The 14,967-nt window shown below is 63.0% G+C and carries 19 protein-coding genes and 1 pseudogene; 10 read left to right on the plus strand and 10 right to left on the minus strand.

Annotated features, from left to right (window positions below; genetic code table 11):
- On the plus strand, positions 1–1,145 hold a 1,145-nt coding region (locus EOD15_RS13890; protein ID WP_127408566.1), incomplete at its 5' end, for an FAD-dependent oxidoreductase.
- A gap of 246 nt (positions 1,146–1,391) precedes the next feature.
- On the opposite strand, the gene EOD15_RS13900 is transcribed toward EOD15_RS13890, so the two are convergent.
- The 6 genes from EOD15_RS13900 to hslV form a co-directional block, all read right to left on the minus strand.
- Positions 1,392–2,351: a DUF1402 family protein gene (locus EOD15_RS13900; protein ID WP_127408567.1), complete on the minus strand. Its 960-nt coding sequence runs from the start codon at positions 2,349–2,351 to the stop codon at positions 1,392–1,394.
- Between the two features lie 234 nt (positions 2,352–2,585).
- Positions 2,586–3,899 (minus strand): ATP-dependent protease ATPase subunit HslU, encoded by a 1,314-nt coding sequence (hslU, locus tag EOD15_RS13905; RefSeq protein WP_127320223.1) that lies wholly within the window; start codon positions 3,897–3,899, stop codon positions 2,586–2,588.
- 4 nt (positions 3,900–3,903) lie between these two features.
- Positions 3,904–4,503, minus strand: a complete 600-nt coding sequence (locus EOD15_RS13910; RefSeq protein ID WP_127320225.1) for a DUF2585 domain-containing protein — start codon at positions 4,501–4,503, stop codon at positions 3,904–3,906.
- A 52-nt stretch (positions 4,504–4,555) separates the two neighbouring features.
- Entirely contained in the window at positions 4,556–5,716 is a 1,161-nt protein-coding gene (locus tag EOD15_RS13915; RefSeq protein ID WP_164761687.1) for a hypothetical protein, read from the minus strand.
- Positions 5,713–6,225: a GNAT family N-acetyltransferase gene (locus tag EOD15_RS13920; RefSeq protein ID WP_127270633.1), complete on the minus strand. Its 513-nt coding sequence runs from the start codon at positions 6,223–6,225 to the stop codon at positions 5,713–5,715. The genes EOD15_RS13915 and EOD15_RS13920 overlap by 4 nt, the downstream gene beginning before the upstream one ends.
- 70 nt (positions 6,226–6,295) lie before the next feature.
- The gene (gene hslV, locus EOD15_RS13925) at positions 6,296–6,847 is read right to left on the minus strand and encodes an ATP-dependent protease subunit HslV (RefSeq protein ID WP_127320227.1); all 552 of its coding nucleotides are present in this window, start codon (positions 6,845–6,847) and stop codon (positions 6,296–6,298) included.
- Positions 6,848–7,075: 228 nt separating this feature from the next.
- On the opposite strand from hslV, the gene hisB reads away from it, so the two are divergent.
- The 9 genes from hisB to coaA all read left to right on the plus strand — a co-directional run bounded on the left by hisB (position 7,076) and on the right by coaA (position 12,936).
- A complete protein-coding gene (gene hisB, locus EOD15_RS13930; protein WP_127320229.1) occupies positions 7,076–7,675 on the plus strand; it encodes an imidazoleglycerol-phosphate dehydratase HisB in 600 nt (199 codons plus the stop codon).
- 4 nt (positions 7,676–7,679) lie between these two features.
- Positions 7,680–8,156, plus strand: coding sequence for a DUF2628 domain-containing protein (locus EOD15_RS13935; RefSeq protein WP_027039976.1), 477 nt, complete (start codon positions 7,680–7,682; stop codon positions 8,154–8,156).
- Between the two features lies 1 nt (position 8,157).
- On the plus strand, positions 8,158–8,808 hold the full coding sequence (gene hisH, locus EOD15_RS13940; protein ID WP_127320231.1) for an imidazole glycerol phosphate synthase subunit HisH: 651 nt from the start codon (positions 8,158–8,160) through the stop codon (positions 8,806–8,808).
- A gap of 87 nt (positions 8,809–8,895) precedes the next feature.
- Positions 8,896–9,186 carry a DUF1330 domain-containing protein gene (locus EOD15_RS13945; protein ID WP_127289536.1) on the plus strand — a complete coding sequence of 97 codons (291 nt, stop codon included), beginning with the start codon at positions 8,896–8,898 and terminating at the stop codon, positions 9,184–9,186.
- A gap of 4 nt (positions 9,187–9,190) precedes the next feature.
- A complete protein-coding gene (gene hisA, locus EOD15_RS13950; protein ID WP_127320233.1) occupies positions 9,191–9,934 on the plus strand; it encodes a 1-(5-phosphoribosyl)-5-[(5-phosphoribosylamino)methylideneamino]imidazole-4-carboxamide isomerase in 744 nt (247 codons plus the stop codon).
- Positions 9,931–10,767: an arginase family protein gene (locus EOD15_RS13955; protein WP_127320235.1), complete on the plus strand. Its 837-nt coding sequence runs from the start codon at positions 9,931–9,933 to the stop codon at positions 10,765–10,767. The genes hisA and EOD15_RS13955 overlap by 4 nt, the downstream gene beginning before the upstream one ends.
- The gene (gene hisF / locus EOD15_RS13960) at positions 10,764–11,558 is read left to right on the plus strand and encodes an imidazole glycerol phosphate synthase subunit HisF (RefSeq protein ID WP_164761688.1); all 795 of its coding nucleotides are present in this window, start codon (positions 10,764–10,766) and stop codon (positions 11,556–11,558) included. Before EOD15_RS13955 ends, hisF begins: the two co-directional genes overlap by 4 nt.
- 70 nt (positions 11,559–11,628) lie before the next feature.
- Positions 11,629–11,952, plus strand: a complete 324-nt coding sequence (locus EOD15_RS13965) for a phosphoribosyl-ATP diphosphatase (protein ID WP_027039970.1) — start codon at positions 11,629–11,631, stop codon at positions 11,950–11,952.
- A gap of 24 nt (positions 11,953–11,976) precedes the next feature.
- Positions 11,977–12,936: a type I pantothenate kinase gene (coaA, locus tag EOD15_RS13970; protein WP_127320239.1), complete on the plus strand. Its 960-nt coding sequence runs from the start codon at positions 11,977–11,979 to the stop codon at positions 12,934–12,936.
- Here the strand turns inward: coaA and EOD15_RS13975 are convergent.
- The 4 genes and pseudogenes from EOD15_RS13975 to EOD15_RS13990 all read right to left on the minus strand — a co-directional run.
- The gene (locus EOD15_RS13975) at positions 12,923–13,552 is read right to left on the minus strand and encodes an alpha-ketoglutarate-dependent dioxygenase AlkB (protein ID WP_127320241.1); all 630 of its coding nucleotides are present in this window, start codon (positions 13,550–13,552) and stop codon (positions 12,923–12,925) included. The genes coaA and EOD15_RS13975 overlap by 14 nt on opposite strands.
- Before the next feature lie 102 nt (positions 13,553–13,654).
- Complete coding sequence (gene lysM, locus EOD15_RS13980; RefSeq protein ID WP_027039967.1) at positions 13,655–14,128, minus strand: peptidoglycan-binding protein LysM; 474 nt, start codon at positions 14,126–14,128, stop codon at positions 13,655–13,657.
- Between the two features lie 89 nt (positions 14,129–14,217).
- Positions 14,218–14,655: an alternative ribosome rescue aminoacyl-tRNA hydrolase ArfB gene (gene arfB, locus EOD15_RS13985; protein ID WP_023810634.1), complete on the minus strand. Its 438-nt coding sequence runs from the start codon at positions 14,653–14,655 to the stop codon at positions 14,218–14,220.
- Positions 14,656–14,739: 84 nt separating this feature from the next.
- Positions 14,740–14,967, minus strand: a pseudogene (locus EOD15_RS13990) (phosphoenolpyruvate carboxykinase (ATP)); the annotation flags it as partial.

Below are 14,967 nucleotides of genomic sequence, written 5' to 3' on the forward strand. Positions count from 1 at the left end.
CGGTGACGCTGGTCGGCGATGAGCCGCATCTGCCCTATGAGCGCCCGCCTCTGTCCAAGGAGGCGATGGCCAGCGATGCGCCCGAGATCAAGGCGATCGCCAGCGACGCCATTCTGGCCGAGAAATCGATCCGGCATATCCATTCCGTCCAGGCCGTGGCGATCGATCGGGCGGCGCATGCGGTGCGCCTTTCGGACGGATCGGTCCTGCCTTACGACAAGCTCCTGCTGGCAACCGGCTCGATCCCGCGCAAGCTGCCGATGCCCGGCCTTGGCGCGCACTGCGTCTATCTCAGGACCTTCGCCGACGCGCTCGCCATTCGCGCGCATCTTACCCCCGGCAACCGTATCGCCATCATCGGCGGCGGTTTCATCGGCCTCGAACTCGCCGCCGCGGCACGCAAGCTAGGCGCTGCGGTCACCGTTATCGAGGCGCAGCCGCGCATCCTGATGCGCGGCGTGCCGGCGGAGATTGCCGAAATCATCCATGACGCGCATGTCGCCGAGGGCGTTGATATCCTGTGCGGGGATGGCATCGCGTCCATCGCCGACGACGGCAACAAGGTGCGCATAGCGCTTGCCGGCGGCCGGGAAATCGTCGCCGACCTCGCGATCATTGGCATCGGCGCCGTGCCGGTGACCGGGCTTGCGGCCGAAGCCGGCCTGGCGATCGACAACGGCATTGCAGTCGATGCCGAGCTGCGCAGCAGCGATCCCGACATCTTTGCCGCCGGCGATTGCTGCTCGTTTCCGCTCGCCGTCTATGGCGGCCGTCGGGTGCGGCTGGAAGCTTGGCGCAACGCCCAGGAACAGGGCGCGCTGGCGGCCAGGAACATGCTCGGTGCCGGCGAGGCGCATGCGGCGGTGCCGTGGTTCTGGTCGGATCAATATGGTCTGTCCCTGCAGATCGCCGGGCTGTCCGACGAAGGCAGCAGCACCGTGCGCCGCGACCTCGGCGATGGCGCCTTCATTCTCTTCCATTTGGCGCAAGACGGCAGGCTGGTGGCGGCCAGCGGCATCGGCCCCGGCAACGCGGTCGCCCGCGATATCAGGCTGGCCGAAATGCTGATCGGCAAGCACGCGAAACCGGCGCCGGAAGCGCTGGGATCACAGGCGGTCAAGCTGAAGTCGCTGCTGGCGGCGTGAGCCGTCACGCCAATTGCCGACGTCTGCGCCGCCCCTCATCTGCCTGCCGGCATCTTCTCCCCGTATAGTGACGGGGAGAAGGGCGCTATCATCGCCGGTTTCGCCAATCACCAGCATCGCAAGAAGGGCGCCGAGGTTGCGGCCAGCCCCTTTCTCCCCGTCACTATACGGGGAGAAATGTCCGGCAGGACAATGAGGGGCGGCGCAGGCGTCGGCAAATTAACGTCAGCGCGCCTGAACCCCAGCCTAAAACAGCGCCTTCAGCTCCGCCAATTTGTCATTCACCAGCCAACCATAGTAATTCTCTTCCGGCAGCTTTTCGGCTTGGCCGGCGGCGCGGCGCCTGTCGTTCTCCGCCTTCAGCGCGTCGGCGCGCTGCTCCGGATTGCCGACATTGTAGAGCGTGGCGGTGACCCCCGGATTGCCCGAAATGTCGAAGCCGGCAATGCTTTTGTAGGCATCGATCGATTTCCGGATCGTCGCGGCGACGTAGGGCAGCGTCAGGTCGGGATCCATGATGGTCTTGTAGACCGAATTGGGATCGCCGACGTCGAGCTTCGGCAGGCCGGAAACCTTGTGCACGAGATCGCTCATCTGCAAGGCGGTCAGCGGATTGAGCTGGCCGAGGCCGAAGGTCTGGCCGGCATAGTAAGGCTGGAAGAAGGTGGCGCCGAAACGGTCGTCGGGAAAGCTGGTCCCGCCGACGCCCTTGCCGCGAAACGAACGGTTCCACACCTGTTCGCGGCATTCCCACAGGTCGTAGCTGTCGGACATCCCGGCGCATTTCTTGAACTCCGGCCGCTGCACGAAATCGGTGATGTCCTCGCCGTCATAGGCGAAGGAAAGCTTGCTGGAGAGATAGGAGATTGCCTTGACGTAGTAGGTCTGCAGCCGGTCATAGGCATCGACATTGTAGGTGTGCTCGCCGACGATGGCGCCGACGATGTGCAGGGGATCGATGCCGTAGGTGGCTGCTGCCTTCTTGATCTTGCCGCGCAGATCGGCGTCGTTCTGCAGCAGAGCGTAGACCTTGCGATACTTCGCCTGGAAGCTGGTGTTGGTCGCCTGCGTGCGCCGGCTGGAGGCACCCGGAATGTCGGGCTGCACGGCATTGCGATTTCCCGGCGGCACCGATGTCGCTGCCTCGGCGGCGAACAGCGTCGCCGCCAGCGTCAAGCCGAGAATGACCAGGATCAGTTTTTTCATGCACCCGCCGCCCAAGCAATTCCAGGAAAAGTGTGAAACGGTTTCCCGGAATTGCGTCAAACCAAGAGATCGAGAATTGCCGCGCAAACTAGGTAAAGCTCTTGGTCGAGTCGAGAGCGCCCCTTCACCCGGCACTACGAAAGGTGGCCAGATGGTACCATCTGGCCACACATGATTTTGCTTGCCGGAAAATGTTGCCCCCGGACCGGTGCCGGAACGTTCCGGCGCCGTCGTTTAAAGGATGAACCGCGACAGGTCGGTATTCCTGGACAGGTCGCCGACATGCTTCTCCACATAGGCGGCATCGATGGTGACTGATGTGCCGTTGCGGTCGGGCGCATCGTAGGAGATTTCGTCCAGCACCCGCTCCATCACCGTCTGCAACCGCCTTGCGCCGATGTTCTCGACGCTGGCGTTGAGGTCGACGGCGATGCCGGCCAGCGAGTCGATAGCGTCGTCGGTGAAGGTCAGCTCGACGCCTTCGGTCTTCATCAGAGCGATATACTGCTTGATCAGGCTCGCCTCGGTCTCGGTCAGGATGCGGACGAAATCGTCCTTCTCCAGCGCCCGCAGCTCGACCCGGATCGGCAGGCGGCCCTGCAATTCCGGCAACAGGTCTGACGGCTTCGAGACGTGGAAGGCGCCGGAGGCGATGAACAGGATGTGGTCGGTCTTCAGCGGTCCGTATTTGGTGGCCACCGTGGTGCCCTCGATCAGCGGCAGCAGGTCGCGCTGCACGCCTTCGCGGGAAACGCCGGCGCCCATGCCGCCTTCGCGCGACGCGATCTTGTCGATCTCGTCGAGGAAGACGATGCCGTCATTCTCCGTCGCATCGAGCGCCCTGCGCACAACTTCGTCCTGATCGAGCAGCTTGTCGGACTCGTCATTGACCAGCAGGTCGTAGGACTCCTTGACCGTCGTCTTGCGCGTCTTGGTCTTCTTGCCGCCCATCGCCTTCGACAGCATGTCGTTGATGTTGAGCACACCGATATTGGCGCCCGGCATGCCGGGAATCTCGAAGCCGGGCATGCCGCCGCTGCCGGTGTCGGCAACCTCGACCTCGATCTCCTTGTCGTCGAGTTCGCCGTCGCGCAGCTTCTTGCGGAAACTATCGCGGGTGGCCGGGCTCGCCGTCTTGCCGACCAGCGCTTCCAGCACGCGTTCCTCGGCGTTGACGTGGGCGCGCGCCTTGACGTCTTCGCGCATCTTCTCGCGCACCAGGCCGATGGCGATCTCGACCAGATCGCGGATGATCTGCTCGACATCGCGGCCGACATAGCCGACCTCGGTGAACTTGGTCGCCTCGACCTTGACGAAAGGCGCACCGGCAAGACGCGCCAGGCGGCGCGAGATCTCGGTCTTGCCGACGCCGGTCGGCCCGATCATCAGGATGTTCTTCGGCATCACCTCTTCGCGCATCTGGCCTTCCAGCTGCTGGCGGCGCCAGCGGTTGCGCAAGGCAATGGCCACGGCGCGCTTGGCGTCCTTCTGGCCGATGATGAAACGGTCGAGTTCCGAAACGATTTCGCGGGGAGAAAATGTGCTCATATCACTAGATTCCACTTTGCCACTGCTTGATGGCCTCGAACGGATGCAGCAGCATGATCACGTTGAGTGTCAGATTGTCCCGGATGAGATAGCCGGTACCGAGTTCGAAGATGATGGCGAGGCTGACGATCACCCATATAGGTAGCCTTCGCGCCATCACAAATCCCAGCACCATGGCCAGTGTGTCGGACACCGAATTGATGATGCTGTCGCCGTAATAGTCGAGCGAGATGGTGCCGGCGCGGTAGCGCTCGATGATGAATGGGCTGTTTTCGAGCAGCTCCCAACCGCCTTCGATGAAGACGGCGAACGCCAGTCTCAAGCCGATCGGCGAACGCGGGAACAGGAATCTTGCCAGCGCATAGAACAGGAAGCCGTGGATGATGTGCGAGAACGTATACCAGTCCGAAATGTGCTGGGAATTCTCCGAACTCTGCACGACGCCTTGCCAGAGCTTGACGTAGCCGCAGGTGCAGATCGGCGTTCGCCCCATGCCGTAGAGCGCCCCGGCCTGGAAGATGATCAGCGCGAGGACGAGCAGAAGCCCCATTCGCCAGCTGTCTTCATAGGCCGAATAGCTGTTCTCCGCGGCCGGTGTCGTCATCGGTTCATTCCCCCTCGTTTCGCGTCGCCGTCTCGATCATCACAAAGCCTTGTCACGCCTTCAGCGGCGGTAGCCGGCGGATCACGGCCGCCGGCAAGGTGGGTTTGACCACAATCCGCCGGATACGCTGCCAGCCAGCCCCGAACAGAATGATCAGCGCGCCAACAACGACCAGGATCAAGGCAAAAGGCGGGATGCCCGTCGAATCGGAGGCGGAATTCACCAGATAATAGATGCCCAGCGAGCCGAAGTAAGCCAATGTCGGAACCAGAAGCGAACGGCGGTCGATGGCAAGCGCGACATAGAGGAAGCCAAGGATCAGAATCGCCAGCATGAGGGTTGCATTGGTATCCGGCGCGATATGTCCGAATACGACGTTCTGGCCGGTTGCCATGATGAAGAGCGGATGCACCAGCATGGGCGCCGAGACGACATGCAGCCAGAAAGCGCAATCGGACCAGATCTTGCGTCGATCCCTATCGTAAATGTCAAAAGCTACACCCGTTGCGAACACGATCAGGCCGCAGATCAGCGGCATGTAAAGTGCCGCGCGGAGCAATTCGGGAACATCCTCCATACGCGGTGGCGCAATCGCACCCGCTGTCACGCTGTCATACAGGATTATCGCCGTTTGCAGGAAGGCAAGCAGTGTAAAGGCGATGGCGATAGCCCCGGCAATGATGGGGACGCGAAAACGCCAGAAATAGATCGCCGCCGCGATTATTCCTCCGCCCAGGAACAGATATCCGGCCTGGGACGCCGTCTGGCGCAACGCCAATAGCTGCCAGATAGTCTCCGGCTTGCGTATGCCGAAGCTGGCCTCCACCTGTAGCGCCAGAGCGGCCAGAATGGCGGCCATGAAAATCAGGGCAAGCACGGACGACGATAATTTCATCCGGTGCTGACGCGTGACGATTTCGGCGAGCCCCCAGGCGAAAACCGCGAGGATGCCTGCGATCCAGAATGTCTGGCCTGGAAGCAAGGTGGTCAGGACAAAGAAGAAGCCGGCGCTGAGCAGAACGGTTCCGACAGTGACAAACAGATCGTTGCCGCCGCCTACCAGCCGCAGGTTTTCCTCGTCACCCTCGTCATCGGCGCGCCTGGCCTCGGGGGCGAGAGCGACCGCACGTTCCATGGCCTCCAACTGATCGCGCAGGGTCTGCGAGATCAAACCTTTCGCGACTGCCTTGTCGAGGGTTTCGGCGCTGATCAATTGGGCTCCTGCGTCGCGTCGCGCGCCATCATCAAGGCCGGCCCGTACTCCGATGTTCTGGTGTCAAAGGCAACAAAGCCTGCCTTTTCATAAGCACGGATCGCCCTGACATTGGCGGGATCCGGATCGATGATGACGCGCGGAACACCTTCCTCGAAAAGCTGTTCGACGAACTGGCGCACGATTGCCGAGCCATGGCCGCGCCCGAGCAGCTCCGGCACGCCGATCGACACGTCGATGCCGAGCGTGCCGAACGGCTGGTCGGCATAGGGATGGTCGTCTTCCAGATGCGGGTCGTAGCTCTGCAGATAGGCAATCGGCTTGCCGTCGAGCTCGACGATCAGCGGCTCGACCGAAATCGAGTCGATGTGCTCGCGAATGCCGGCGATTTCCGTCTCCGGATCGTCCCACCACTCTGCAACATGCGGCTCGGCGAGCCAGCCGGCGATCATCGGCAGGTCTTTTTCCGTCACCGGCCGAAAATCGTAGCTATCTTCTTGTTCGGCCATGATCTCTGGACGAACGGAACCGTTCGTCCGAGAAAACCGGTTTCCACTTTTCGGGGTCATGGCCGGCTTTTCAGCCGACATCAAGCGTTTCGACGACGAAATTGTTGTTGGTGTAGACGCAGATATCGGATGCGATCTGCATCGCCTTGCGGGCGATCTCCTCGGCATCCTTGTCGCTGTCCATCAGCGCGCGCGCCGCGGCCAGTGCGTAATTGCCGCCCGAACCGATGGCCATGACGCCGAATTCGGGTTCGAGCACGTCGCCGGTGCCGGTCAGCGCCAGCGATACCGACTTGTCGGCCACCAGCATCATCGCTTCCAGCCGGCGCAGATAGCGGTCGGTGCGCCAGTCCTTGGCGAGTTCGACGCAGGCGCGCGTCAGCTGGTCTGGATATTGTTCGAGCTTGGCTTCGAGTCGCTCCAGCAGCGTGAAGGCGTCGGCGGTGGCGCCGGCGAACCCGGCGATCACATTGCCGCCCTTGCCGATGCGGCGCACCTTCTTGGCGTTGCCCTTCATGATGGTCTGGCCAAGGCTGACCTGGCCGTCGCCGGCGATCACCACCTTGTTGCCCTTGCGCACCGTCACGATGGTCGTGGCGTGCATGGTCAGATTATCGGACATTTCCTGGCTCCGAGCAGCGCCATCCCGATAAGGCGATCGGCGCGGTACGAGTGACTTGATCGGCCATATGTATGCATGGGACCGATGATTGCAAACCGCTGGATAGCGGCCGGGTTCGCAACTGGCAATCGCCGGATCATGCTGCTAGAAGGCTTTCGTTTTCAAGCCTGCGAGCGCTTGAACCTCTGAGCTGGTCACGATGTGAACCTCTGGGACAAGGATAGAGTGATGCCGCCCCGCGCCGCCGAAGTCAGCCGCAAGACCAAGGAAACCGAGATTGCCGTCTCGGTCCATATCGACGGCACCGGAAAATCGGACATTTCGACGGGCGTCGGCTTCTTTGACCATATGCTGGACCAGCTGGCGCGCCATTCCCTGATCGACATGACGGTCAGGGCCAAGGGCGACCTGCATATCGACGATCATCACACCGTCGAGGACACCGGCATCGCGCTTGGCCAGGCGCTGGCCAAGGCACTGGGCGAGCGGCGCGGCATCATGCGCTATGCCTCGATCGACCTTGCCATGGACGAGACGCTGACGCGCGCTGCGATCGACGTGTCCGGCCGACCGTTCCTGGTCTGGAACGTTTCCTTCTCGTCGCCGAAGATCGGCACCTTCGACACCGAGCTGGTGCGCGAATTCTTCCAGGCTTTGGCGCAGAATGCCGGCATCACGCTGCATGTCACCAATCACTATGGCGCCAACAACCATCACATCGCCGAGACCTGCTTCAAGGCGGTGGCGCGCGCGCTGCGCGCGGCTCTCGAACGCGATCCGCGCCAGCCGGATGCGGTTCCCTCCACCAAGGGATCGTTGAAGGGATAAGGCCATGGCCACCTATGTCGTGATGGAACCGCCAGGCCGCAGCGAGAAGGCCGATGCCACGGCCTTTGTCCGCGATGGCTTCACCTGGCTGGGCCTCCTGGTGCCGCCGCTATGGTTCGCCTGGCATCGGCTGTGGATCGAGGCAGCGCTTGCCTTCGTCGTCATGGGCCTGCTTTCGATGCTGGGCCAGAAGCTCGGCCTTGGTCTGGCCGGCTCGCTGCTGTCACTGTTGGTTTCGCTCTATGTCGGACTGGAAGGGCAAGGCCTGCGCATCGCGGCACTTCGCCGGCGCGGTTGGCACGAATGGGGCGCGGTCGAAGCCGGTTGGCTCGACGACGCCGACACACGCTATGCGCTGGAAGCGGAAGCGCTTGCCGATGAGGTTGTGCCGGCGCCGCGCATGGTCCCCGATGCTGCCCTCGCGCGGCCAGCGCAGCCGGGCATGGCGCTGGGGCTGACCCACATTCCGGGAAGAAGCTGACATGCGGGTTGCGATCATCGACTACGGCTCGGGCAATTTGCGCTCGGCCACCAAGGCTTTCGAGCGCGCCGCGCGCGAAGCCGGCATATCGGCCGATATCGACCTGACCGCAGATGCTGAGCGGGTGCGCACGGCCGATCGCATCGTCCTGCCCGGCGTCGGCGCCTATGCCGACTGCGCCTCCGGCCTGCAGGCCGTCGAAGGCATGTGGGAAGCCGTCGAGGAGGTTGCGATCGTCAAGGGCCGGCCGTTCCTCGGCATCTGCGTCGGCATGCAGCTGATGTCGCAGCGCGGCCTCGAAAAGACGATTACCAAGGGCTTCGGCTGGATATCGGGCGACGTGAAGGAGATCATGCCTTCCGATCCGGCGCTGAAGATCCCGCAGATCGGCTGGAACACGATCGAGCTCAAGCGCCAGCATCCGCTGTTTGCCGGCATACCGACTGGCGCAAGCGGGCTGCATGCCTATTTCGTGCATTCCTATCATCTCGATGCGGGCAAGGCGGACGAGGTTCTGGCGGTTGCCGACTATGGCGGCCCGGTGACGGCGGCCGTCGCCCGCGACAATCTTGTCGGCACGCAGTTCCACCCGGAAAAGAGCCAGGCGCTCGGCCTCGCGCTGATCACCAATTTCCTGCGCTGGAGGCCCTAGAGCATGATCCCGAAAAGTGGACCCCGGCTTTCTCGGACAAACGGTTCCCGTTTGTCCGGAGATCATGCTCGAGCAGAGGGATAGACCATGAGCAAGAAGGGCTACTGGATGGCGATGGTCGAGGTGACCGATCCGGAAAACTATCCGCTATACATTGCCGCCAACAAAGCGGCTTTCGACAAATATGGCGCAAAGTTCCTGACCCGCGGCGGTCAGTCGTCGAGCCCGGAAGGGCCATCGGGCAATCGCCATGTCATCATCGAGTTCGAGAGCTATGCGGTCGCACTCGCCTGCTTCCATTCGCCCGAATACCAGGCGGCGCTGAAATTCAGACGCCTCTATTCGACGTCCCATTTCGCCATTGTGGAAGGCGCCTGAACGGATGATCCTTTTCCCGGCGATAGATCTCAAGGACGGCCAGTGCGTGCGCCTCAGGCATGGCGACATGGCGACCGCGACCATCTACAACGATGATCCTGCCGCGCAGGCGCGGGCCTTCGAGCAACAGGGCTTCGAATGGCTGCATGTCGTCGACCTCAACGGCGCCTTCCAGGGCCAGAGCGTCAACAGCGCGGCGGTCGGCGCCATCCTCAAGGCGACGAAGAACCCGGTCCAGCTCGGCGGCGGCATCCGCACTCTGGCGCAGATCGAGGACTGGCTCGATCGAGGGCTTGCCCGCGTCATCCTCGGCACTGTGGCGGTGCGCGATCCGGACCTTGTCAAACAGGCCTGCAAGGCGTTTCCGGACAAGGTCGCCGTCGGCATCGACGCCAAGGGCGGCAAGGTCGCCGTCGAGGGCTGGGCCGAGGCGTCGAGCCTCGGCGTCATCGAACTGGCCAGGAAATTCGAGGGCGCCGGCGTCGCCGCCATCATCTACACCGATATCGACCGCGACGGCGTTTTGACCGGCATCAACTGGGACGCCACCATCGACCTCGCCGATGCCGTGTCGATCCCGGTCATCGCGTCGGGCGGCCTCGCTTCGATCGCCGACATCGTGCGCATGACCATGCCCGATGCGCAAAAGCTCGAAGGCGCGATCTCCGGCCGCGCGCTCTATGACGGCCGCATCGATCCGGCCGAGGCCCTGGCGATCCTGCAAGGCAGGGCGGAGACGCGGACGTGAAAATCTCCATCATCCTGGCCTCCTATGACAGCGGCCATTACCATGGCGGCATGGGCCAGGGTCCGGACGCGCTGATATCAGGCGGGCTCGTCGACGCCCTGACCATGGCCGGCCATGACGTTACGGTGGAAGACATCGGCAGGGTCGGAGACATCCAGGAGCGCGAAATCGCCACCGGCTTTGCCGTCTGCAACGCGGTTGCGACCGAGGTTCGCCTTGCCCGTGACGCCGGTCGGTTTCCCATCGTCCTTGCGGGAAACTGCCTGACCAGTGCCGGCGCGGTCGGCGGCGAAGACGCCGATGCGATCATCTGGGCCGACCAGCATGGCGACCTCAACACGCCCGAGACATCCACATACGGCTTTCTCGACGGCATGGCGCTGGCGACCGTGCTCGGCCTGTGCTGGCGACCGATGGCGTCGGCCATTCCGGGCTTCAAGCCGATCGATCCGTCACGCTGCGTGCTCGTCAACGCGCGCGATCTCGATCCGGCGGAAAAACAGCTTCTCGAGAGATTGCCGATCGTGCGGACGGAATGCTCCGGGGTGGCCCAGGCGGCCGAAAGACTGATGGTCGCCGGCGCCAGACGCGTGCACATGCATCTCGATATGGACGTGCACGATCCCCGGGAGCTGCAGGCCAACCGCTATATCACTTCGGGCGGGCCGAGCCCGGAACAGTTGCGCGATGCCACGTGCGCCATGGCGCTGGCGGTGCCGATCGTCGGCATCACCGTCTCCGCCTACGACCCGGCCTTCGACGCCCAGGCCGATGTTCCGCCGCTGGTTGGCCAGTTGCTGAACGATCTCATCGCCACGATAGAGGGCCGCTGATGCTGAAAGCCCGTGTCATCCCCTGTCTCGACGTCAAGAACGGCCGTGTCGTCAAGGGCGTCAACTTCGTCGATCTCGTCGACGCCGGCGATCCAGTCGAGGCGGCCAAGGCCTATGACGCGGCCGGCGCCGACGAACTCTGCTTCCTCGACATCACCGCTTCGTCGGACAACCGCGAGACCATCTTCGACGTCATCGCACGTACCGCCGAACAATGCTTCATGCCGCTGACCGTTGGCGGCGGCGTGCGCCAGGTCGCCGATATCAGGAAGCTGCTGTTGGCCGGCGCCGACAAGGTGTCGATCAACACGGCCGCGGTGAAGAACCCGGATTTCGTCGCCGAGGCCGCCGACAAGTTCGGCAACCAATGCATCGTCGTCGCCATCGACGCCAAGAAAGTGTCGGGAACCAATGAGGCCGATCGCTGGGAGATCTTCACCCATGGCGGGCGCGAAAAGACCGGCATCGATGCGGTCGAGTTCGCCCGGAAAATGGTCGATCGCGGCGCCGGCGAGATCCTGCTGACCTCGATGGATCGGGACGGCACCAAGGCCGGCTACGACATCGCGCTGACCCGCGCGATATCAGACGCCGTGCGTGCGCCGGTGATCGCCTCCGGCGGCGTCGGCACGCTCGACCACATGGTCGAAGGCATTCGCGACGGCCATGCCGGCGCGGTGCTGGCCGCGTCCATTTTCCATTTCGGCACCTACACGATAGCGCAGGCCAAGGCGCATATGGCCGCCGCCGGCCTGCCGATGCGGCTGGACTCTGTGAATAATCGGCCCTAAAGCATGATCCCGAAAAGTGGGAACCGGTTTTCGGAAAAGATCATGCTTAAACAAGCAGATAGATGACGCCATGACCGAGTTTTCGCTTTCCGATCTGGAAAAAATCGTTGGGGAACGCGCCCATTCCGGAGATCCGGATTCATGGACGGCAAAATTGTTCGCGCGCGGCATCGACAAGGCGGCGCAGAAGCTCGGCGAGGAGGCCGTCGAGACGGTGATTGCCGCCGTCAGGGGCGACAAACCGGCCATCGTTTCAGAAAGCGCCGATCTTATATATCATTGGCTCGTCGTTCTCGGCCTCTCCGGGGTACCGCTGAGCGACGTGCTTAGGGAACTCGAAGGCCGCACCCGGCGTTCGGGCATCGCCGAGAAGGCGTCACGGCCCAAGGGCTGACCGCGAGGAAGGGCAGGTATCTCGATGGATCAGCTCGCGCCAACCGAGAAATATTCTCCCTTTCGTTTCTTCTCCGCCGATCAATGGTCGCAATTCCGCGCCGACACGCCGCTGACGCTGAGCGCGGACGAATTCCGCCGCCTGCGCTCGCTCAACGACCCGGTCGATCTCGAAGAGGTCACGCGCATCTATCTGTCGCTGTCGCGGCTGTTGTCGGCGCATGTCGAAGCGAGCCAACTGCTGTTTCGGCAACGCCAGGCCTTCTTCAACGCGGTTGACGTGGTCAAGACACCGTTCATCATCGGCATCGCCGGTTCGGTCGCCGTCGGCAAATCGACCACCGCACGCGTGCTGAAGGAACTTTTGGCGCGCTGGCCGTCGAGCCCCAAGGTCGATCTCATCACCACCGACGGCTTCCTGCTGCCCAACGAGGTCCTGCGCCGCGAGAACCTGATGGAGCGCAAGGGTTTCCCCGACAGCTACGATGTGGGCGCGCTGCTGCGCTTCCTGTCGGGCATCAAGTCGGCGCTGCCCGATGTCCGCGCGCCGGTCTATTCGCACCTGACCTATGACGTCATTCCCGGCGAGTTCGTCACCATCGACCGGCCCGACATATTGATCTTCGAAGGCATCAATGTCCTGCAGCCCGGCAAGCTGCCGCAGGACGGCAAGATCGTCCCTTTCCTGTCGGACTTCTTCGACTTCGCCATCTACATCGATGCCGACGAGAAGCTGATCCACAACTGGTATATTTCCCGCTTCATGCGGCTGCGTGAGACCGCCTTCCGCAACCCGGACTCCTTCTTTCACCGCTATTCGCAGCTGTCGGAGAGTTCCGCGCGCGCCATCGCCGAAGGCCTGTGGACCAACATCAATTTGAAGAATCTGCGCGAGAACATCCTGCCGACGCGGGCCCGCGCCGACTTGATCCTGCGCAAGGGCGCCGATCACCTGATCGAGGAAGTGGCGCTCAGGAAGCTGTGACGGCCGGCCCCGTCACCCGTCGCAATGTCAGATTGATCCGCCCACCGTTTTTCAGCAGTGCCGAGGTCGAGGGATAGATCCGATCGACGCCGTGAAAGCACAGCCGCCCCTCGCCGCCGAGCACCACGACGTCACCGCTTTGCAGCCTGAACGACTTGGTGGCGCCATCACGCGTGGTCTGGCCGACTCGGAACAGGCAGTCGTCGCCGAGCGAGACGGAGACGACCGGCGCCGAAAGATCGGTCTCGTCGCGGTCCTGATGTAGGCCCATTTTTGCGTCCAGCGTGTAGAAATTGATGAGGCATGCTTCCGGCGGGTGCGGATAGCCCGAGACCTCGCGCCACAGGTCGAGCAGCGCATCCGGAATTGGCGGCCAAGGCGCCCCGGTTACCGGATGCGCCGGCTGGTAACGATAGCCGTGCTCCTTGTCGGTGACCCAGCCGAGCGGCCCGCAATTGGTCATACGCACGCTCATCTCCTTGCCGGTGCGCGGCATGGCCGGCACGAACAGCGGCGCCTGCTGCACGATCCGTCTCACCTCGTCGACCAGCTCTTCCTGCGCGCTGCGCGACAGGTAGGCCGGCATGTGGCGGACGCCTTTGGGCAGGACGAGCACGGATTCGATTACCTCTTGGATGGTTCGGAACCGTAAAATGTCACGATCAAATGAAAACGGCGACCCGAAAGCCGCCGCTCTTGTCGAATTGGCAGCCGCCGATCAGGCGAGGTCGGGAATGCGCAGCACCTGGCCCGGATAGATCTTGTCGGGATGGGTCAGCATTGGCTTGTTGGCCTCGAATATGACCGTGTTCTTGACGCCTTGGCCCTTGCCGTAGCTTTTCTCGGCGATCTTCCAGAGATTGTCGCCCTTCTTCACGGTGTAGAAGGTGGGCTCCTTGGCGGGGGCGGCGGCCGTGCCAGGTGCTGGCGCGACCTGCAATTCGTCGGCCTGCACTTTGGAGACGCCGAGCGTGTTGCCGACGGCGATGACCGCCTTCTCGAAGATCGACTGGTCCTTGACCACACCCTTCAGCACCGCCGTGTCGCCCGTGACGACGACCTCGACGCCATCGGTGCCGAGCTTGTGCGAATCGAGCTCCTTCTTGAGTGTGTCGGCCGTGGGTGCGGCTTCGTCGTCACCGCCGATGCCCAGTTTCTTGCCGACGCTCTTGACGAAATCGAACATGCCCATCCTTGGGTCTCCCTTGCTAATGGCAATGGTTGAACTTTGCATCTGCGGTCCAAAATGGGAAGTCGTTTTGCGCGTGATTGGTGTGGTGCTTAATCGTTCTCCACCCGGCCGCGCAGCTTCTTGATCGTGCCGCGCCCGGCCTTGCTCTTCAGCCGCCGTTCCACGGCACCCTTTGACGGCCGTGTCTTCTTGCGCGGCGGCGGTGGCGGTTCGGCGGCCTTGGCGACCAATGCCGTCAGCCGTGCCCGCGCATCCGCCCGGTTCTGTTCCTGGGTGCGGAAGCGGCCTGCTTCGATGACGATGACACCGTCCTTGGTGGCACGCTGGCCGGCAAGCTTGATCGTCCGCTCGCGCACGCGCTCCGACAGACCCGTTGCGTTGGCCGCGTCGAAGCGCAGTTGCACCGCCGTCGCCACCTTGTTGACGTTCTGGCCGCCGGGACCGGACGAGCGGATGAAATCCTCGTGCAGGTCGCCCGGATGGATCACCGCATCGCCTGATATGATGATGTTGTCGTCGCTCGCCATGCCGCAGTCATGGCGCGGCGGATCGAAAAAGAAAAGGCCCGATCGAACCGGGCCTTTCAACGAAAGCTGACCCCTGTGGCGCGATTACTCTGCCGCTTCCTGCATGCGCGGCGCCGCGCCCAGCACCACGGCGTCGACATGGCTTTCGAATTTCTCGAAATTGACGGCGAACATGCCGACCAGCCGTGTCGCCTGCCGGTCATAGCCGGCCTTGTCGGCCCAGGTGGAGCGCGGGTCGAGAATGGCGCTGTCGACGCCAGGGACAGCCACCGGCACCTCGAAACCGAAATGAGGATCGGTGCGGAACTCGGC

The organism is Mesorhizobium sp. M7A.T.Ca.US.000.02.2.1, assembly GCF_003996995.1.
Lineage (GTDB): Bacteria > Pseudomonadota > Alphaproteobacteria > Rhizobiales > Rhizobiaceae > Mesorhizobium.